The organism is Pontivivens marinum (genome assembly GCF_900231835.1).
Taxonomy (GTDB): Bacteria; Pseudomonadota; Alphaproteobacteria; order Rhodobacterales; family Rhodobacteraceae; genus Pontivivens; species Pontivivens marinum.
Genome location: NZ_OCTN01000018.1, coordinates 1 through 6,392 on the forward strand (window position 1 = coordinate 1; position 6,392 = coordinate 6,392).

Sequence of the window (6,392 nt, forward strand, 5' to 3'; positions counted from 1 at the left end):
AGGGACTTGTCCGGAACCCGGACAAGTCGAAAACCGGGGCGGACGGCTCAGTTCAGGCGGCGGTGCACTGCCATCAGGTCGAGGTTCCCGCGGTAAGCCTCGGTCAACGCATATGCCTCGTACAGGAGTTCTGCGTGTCCGGGATTGCTCTGCCTGTTCTTGCGATGGAGCTCGAGGATCGTGGATCCGCATTCCAGCAAATGAGTAGTGTCCGGAAAGAACTCGTTGGTGACCTTCAGAAAGGCCTGCGCAGCCGATTTCAGATCGGCATTTGCGCCATCGATGTCCAGCACAGCAGACAGCGCATTCACACACTCGCACCAAGCTGTCGCGGATTCATGGATGCGGTTCTGGCCCACATCCGTATCAAGGATTTTGCGGGCCTCATGCATAAGCCAATCCGCGCGCAATGCCCCGAAAATCAGGTCGAGCGCGTTGCGAAACGCAAGGCTGTCTGTGGCGAGCAGGGCAATGAGCGGTTCAGTCCCTGCAGTGGACATGGTATTCGGCGTATCAGCCATGATGATCTCCATATGATCGTTGCGGTCAGAGCGGAGCAAGAGGGTAGGATCTCTTGTTTCCGCTCGTTATATGTGGTATCATAGCATTATGATGTCAACATTATAATGCGGAAAAGTTATGGCTCCACCTAAAAAGAATACCGAAGCGCTCACGGTCCGTCTGGAACGCGACCTTATAGGCCTGATAGACGAGGCTCGGCGACGTGAGGGTGACATACCCACAAGGCCTGAAATGATCCGCAGAATACTGGACGCATGGAGCAACAATGCGGTCTACGGCGCGGAATAGGGGTTCTGGGCGAATTCTGTTGAAAAACTCTTACTTGATCGGATGCCCATTCGCTGATTCAATTTCTTTATTGATTGGGAGATTGAGCGATGATGGGACCGAAGCAAGAAGCGCAGGCTGCACTGTTTTACGAGTTCTCGCTTGAAGATCATGTACCGCAAGATCACCTGTTGCGTTCGATTGACCGGTTCGTCGATCTGAATGACATTCGCCGATATTTGGCTGAGTTTTACAGCCACACTGGCCGACCATCCATCGACCCCGAGCTACTCATCCGCATGCTGTTGGTGGGGTACTGCTTTGGTATCCGGTCTGAACGTCGGCTTTGTGAAGAGGTGCATTTGAACCTGGCGTATCGCTGGTTTTGTCGCCTCGACCTGTCTGATCCTATCCCAAACCATTCGACGTTCTCAAAGAACCGACATGGGCGCTTCCGCGAGAGTGCATTGTTGCGACATCTGTTCGAGAAGACCGTTGCATGGTGCATCGCGGATGGCTTGGTGAGTGGCCAGCGCCTTGCGGCAGATGCCAGTTTTATCGAGGCTGATGCCAACAAACAGAACTCCACGCCAAAGGAGGACTGGGATCGCAGCGCCATTGATCTGAACGATGCGCCGCGTGCTGTGAAGGAATATCTGGATGTCTTGGACGACGCCGCTTTTGGCGCAGCATCTGAGGTTGAGCCTAAGTTCATTTCTCATTCCGACCCTGCCAGCCAATGGACCGCAGCCCGTAAGGGCCCTGCTTTCTTCAGCTATTCCACCAATTATCTGATCGACACCGACCACAGTGTCATTGTCGATGTGGAAGGCACAAGATCAATCCGGCAGGCCGAAGTCGGTTCTGTGCGTACAATGCTGGACCGGATCAAAGAACAACATGACATTGATCCGGAGCGATTGATTGCAGACAGTGCTTATGGATCAGGCCCAATGCTAGGATGGCTGGTTAATCGCAACATCAAACCCCATATTCCTGTGCTGGATAAGGCTGGGCGGACTGACGGCACCTGGTCTCGCACCGACTTTGAATGGGACCCTGAAAACAACCAGTACATCTGCCCCGAAGGTGAGCCACTCAAGCAATTCCGGCGCAATTACTCTGATCCGAACCGTAAACCCACAGGCAAAGGCGTCGCCAAATATCAGGCGCTGAAACACACCTGTCAGGCCTGCCCATCAAAGATGAAGTGCTGCCCGAAAGCAGAAGTGCGCAAGATCACGCGCGAAGAACATGAAGACGCCCGTCAGTTCGCCCGAGATATTGCCAAGACCAAGCAATACAAAACCTCGATGCGGCTTCGGAAAAAGGTAGAGATGCTCTTCGCCCACCTCAAACGCATCCTTGGGCTGGGACGGCTGCGATTACGAGGACCATGCGGCGCAAACGATGAATTTCTACTCGCCGCCACCGCCCAAAACCTCCGCAAACTAGCCAAGATCTTTCCTGCACCGCAGCAAACGCGCAAAGCCTGATAAGAAAGCCGATCACGCTCTGTCTAGATCGCCACTTTCTGCGCCAGCAACGTGGTGTTTTTCCACAGAATCGGCGGAAAGCGGTCGTTCGCTGCAGATGCGTTGATTAAGTCACCGTCTCCTGAAAGCCGTCACCTAATGAGCTAGCGCACCCCATATTTCTGCAATCGGGTTAGCGCTGGCAGAGAGCCCCAAGCGAGTACCTTTGAATCTCACACAAACACCGATTCTATATGGCGAAAATATTGATATTTATCATCAGATACAGATATGTGAACATCAAACCTTCTTATACTAACATCCCAATTTGAATTTATCGGGTGGACTTACATGAAGCATGCCAACAGCCGGTATTAGGCTTGAGATGATTATAACGATAAGAGAAAATCACCACTAAATCGGACTTAGGGCGGAGAACAAATTGGATTTTTTTGAGTGCGAATTCCCGGGAAACTCTAATGTATTTAAAAACTTATGTGATGCCATGGAACGCGATGGGGTAGTTGCCTTCACCGGCGCGGGTACGAGTATGCCAGAATTGCCTTCGTGGACGATGCTTTTGGAAAAACTAATTGGAGATGCAGTAAAGGCTGGACTGACTTCCAAAGAAGATGGCGAGGCTTATAATGAAGGGTTGAGCGATCCCTTGTTTATTGCGGACCGGTTAAGTATCGACTTTGGGAGCGGGCAGCTCAAGAGCAAGGTATGCGCGATTTTTCAAGAGCTATCTAACCCGACAGCAGCGCATAGGCTTATTGCTAAAACTTCGTTTCGGCGATTGATGACTCTGAACTACGATCTAGGTCTAGAACTAGCTAGCTCGGAGGTAAATCAAGAGCATTTATCAAGCATTACGGCAAACCAACAAAATGAACTTCAGAGATGGGAATCTAGCTCAGTTGCTGGGCAGCAGGATGCGTTACTGCATTGGCATGGTATCACAACGCACGCAGAAGACGTTATCCTTACAGGAGATGATTATTCTAGGTTTTATGATCAGAATCCCGAAAACTCAAAATTCCTAAGCCGTTTGTTTACCAGCCAGCGCGTATTTATGATCGGTTTTGGTTTTAATGATCCCTTCATTACCCGACCCTTAGAAGGGGTAATGCGACTCTTGCATACTGACACTCGACACTTCGCTCTCTTAGGAGTTCCGGATGATAAGGGCTTTAATGTATCACTAGAGAGAAAGAAATTCGCGACAAAATATAAGATTGAAGCAATGTTTTACCCCGTCAAAATTGATCAGGATGGGGGGAGGAATCATTCTGGCCTTCAACATATATTAGAAGAAATTAGCAAGAAGTATCCTAAGATTAAGGTGAATACAGGTGAAGAAAAGATTTCTTCCAGTCGGGACTTAAGTATTCATACGGAAATTATGAATTTATTTTCTGTCGGCGGCAAGCATATCTACTTTGAGCCGAACATTTGGTCTGCGGGTAACAACTCAATGGAGCCAATGGAGCTTAAATTAGAAGATCTGATATTCAGTAATGACAACTTCTTAATACAAGCGCCTCATGAATATGGGCTGACCACCTTAGGGAAAAGAATTGCAACATCCCTTAGGGGGGAGGGGCAGAAATGTATTATCTTTGATTCCAATTCATTACCAAAATATAAGAAAAAACTAATCGAGGTTGCTGAACTTAAGTTTATTAGAAATGATCCGTTTTCTTTAGTTTTAGACAATTTCTCTTCATCTGATCATGAACGCTTACTCGATGAAGTAAATAGTACATTCCCTAAAGTGAGAATTGTTTTGTTGCAGCGATCAAGCTTGACGGAATCTGAGCTTGTTGAGGACTACATTGAGCGCGGCTTCAGAGTATTGAAGCTGCATGGCCTTCGTCGCGAGAATATACGGGAAGTCGTGAAGGCCTTTCTTCCAGTTGAGCAAGAAGATCATATATCTCTTGTCGTAGAAAAGGTCTACAGTGATCTTACTCAACTTTGCATTCCGCTAACTCCTGCGAACGCGGTTATGTATACAAGTGTTCTATGTAAGGATGGGGATTTCACCCCTGTTTCAAGACTTCACATTGTTGACCGATTCATAACTGAAGCTTTGCAAAGAGCTAGTGATGCTTATGCAGATTCTTTCAATATCAACAATAAAATGAATTTGATTAGTAGTTTTTGCATTGAATTATTTGAGGGTGGAAAAACATCATTTTCAACAAGCGAGTGGCTTCAGTACTGCAAGGCTTACAGAAAAAAGACTCTTGTAGGTTTCAATGCAAGAGCTGTTTTGAGCGATTTGATAGAAGGTCGAATACTGTGGAAGAATGGTGAAATATTCATATTCCGGTACAAAATGTTTTACAGTTATTTTGTTGGGCGATATGTCGCTGTTCGCCCCGAGATGTTGGAGGCATATGTAGAAAGAGAAGCTTATACATCAATTGACGGGCTGGTGGAGGTTATTTGTGGTTTGGCATCCGACAGTAGCCCAATAATTGAGCACTTAACTCAAAAACTTAAACTGGCATCTTCTCGGTTTTATGATGAATTTCCTCTGCGAGATATCGACGCTCACAAAGGAGTGAAATGGGAGCGAGGAGGTGGTGAGGAGGAATTATGGGACACCGTGACCAACAATGTCGAAGAAGGACCAAAACAGGGGCCCGATCTAGATCGCATAAAAACCTCAATTAGTGCAGAGTCTCGGACGATTGATCAAAAGGTTGAAATCGTCAAGTTGGCGGCACGAGAGAAAAACGTATCCTTCTTAGGGGGTATTCTTCGGAAAGCCCTTGAGAATGCGACCAATGCAAGTGCCGAAGCTAAACTAAATGCAACGGAGCAAGTCATCGCAAGTCATCAAATTGCCTATGAAGTTGCAACGATTTTTGCGCCAATGATTGCAAGTAGAAAGTACATGAGTTGGAACGGTTTTTCATACGTAAACTTGATTGAGCAAGAATCGGGTGAGAGCACTGACGAAAAGACGCGAAACGAGAAAATGGTACGCAGAGTGTTGGCGCTCCTACCCTACTCAATCGCTACATCTTCGGCGGACTATCTTGGCAGCAGAAAACTTGGTGAAGTTTTTCGTGAAATAAGTAACAATACCGATAACCGATCGCCATTTTCATCATTGTTGATTTTCACGCTTCTACTGCGGAGTAAACCGGAGGGTTGGGAAAGAGAGGCATCTCGCATTATTAGACAGATGCCTCGGGATGACATTTATCTATATCATATGCTGTCCGTCTCGATGAAACAGTTTAAGAGTGAGGTAAATACGCTGATTGAAGGCGATTATTTAAAAAAAACTATCGCTGAGATTAGAATTCGCAGAGATATTGGATTGAAGTCTCCAAATAGAGCGCAAATATCAAAAGTTGTGGATGAGCTCGAAAGGCAAGGGATCATCGACAAATAGTGTGTGTTTTAAGCGCTTCACTGGTCACGTCACCCTGCAGGCGCTGCGAAAGCCCATTCTAACAGCCGCATCCCGTTATGCCCAGCGACCAGTCAGTGTCGGCTCTGGGCCGCTTGTTCCCTTGCAGTTCTTCACCTACGTGCGTTGGATGCACCACACATTCGGCGCCATCTGTGTTGATTTCATCCCATTGACCTGCCACTGAACTTTCATCCAGCCGCGACCGGAGCCCGGTTGCTGTTTACGCCGATAGGCGCAGGTTGAGTGACCTGCCCCCCAGAAGTTCCCTAAGTCTAATGTAGAGTCTGCCCAACCTGAAGGAGCAGACGAGATGAGGAAAAGCCGTTTCACCGAAGCGCAGATTATCGGGATGATCAAAGAGCAGGAGGCTGGTTTGCCGACGGCGGAGCCGTGCCGGAAGCACGGCCTGAGCCCTGCGACGCTCTACAAGCTCAAGGCCAAATATGGCGGGATGGATGTGTCCGACGCCAAACGCCTCAAGCAGCTCGAGGATGTATTTGTCGCGTCGCGGTAATGACGCTGAACTGCGAGATGCCATAAAGCGAGTTTCGAGAGAACGGCGGCGGTTTGGTTGCCGTCGTGTCCACGTTATGATCGCGCGAGAAGGTTTTGCGGTGAACTGTCACCTGACAGTGCATGTTTACATGCATGAGAAGGCACAAGAAGGTTAGGCGTATTTACACCGAAGAGAA

4 protein-coding genes and 1 pseudogene are annotated in these 6,392 nt (G+C 48.1%); 4 read left to right on the plus strand and 1 reads right to left on the minus strand.

Annotation, left to right across the window (positions count from 1 at the left end):
• Nucleotides 1-47: 47 nt before the first annotated feature.
• Nucleotides 48-521, minus strand: coding sequence for a hypothetical protein (locus CR254_RS17675; RefSeq protein ID WP_145996782.1), 474 nt, complete (start codon nucleotides 519-521; stop codon nucleotides 48-50).
• Nucleotides 522-639: 118 nt separating this feature from the next.
• Here CR254_RS17675 and CR254_RS17680 point away from each other — a divergent pair, with 118 nt between their 5' ends.
• The 4 genes and pseudogenes from CR254_RS17680 to CR254_RS17695 form a co-directional block, all read left to right on the plus strand.
• Complete coding sequence (locus CR254_RS17680) at nucleotides 640-810, plus strand: ribbon-helix-helix protein, CopG family (protein WP_097932371.1); 171 nt, start codon at nucleotides 640-642, stop codon at nucleotides 808-810.
• An 89-nt stretch (nucleotides 811-899) separates the two neighbouring features.
• The gene (locus CR254_RS17685; RefSeq protein ID WP_097932372.1) at nucleotides 900-2,285 is read left to right on the plus strand and encodes an IS1182 family transposase; all 1,386 of its coding nucleotides are present in this window, start codon (nucleotides 900-902) and stop codon (nucleotides 2,283-2,285) included.
• A gap of 421 nt (nucleotides 2,286-2,706) precedes the next feature.
• Nucleotides 2,707-5,679 (plus strand): SIR2 family protein, encoded by a 2,973-nt coding sequence (locus tag CR254_RS17690; RefSeq protein WP_145996783.1) that lies wholly within the window; start codon nucleotides 2,707-2,709, stop codon nucleotides 5,677-5,679.
• Nucleotides 5,680-6,010: 331 nt separating this feature from the next.
• Nucleotides 6,011-6,193, plus strand: a pseudogene (locus tag CR254_RS17695) (transposase); the annotation flags it as partial.
• Nucleotides 6,194-6,392: the final 199 nt, after the last annotated feature.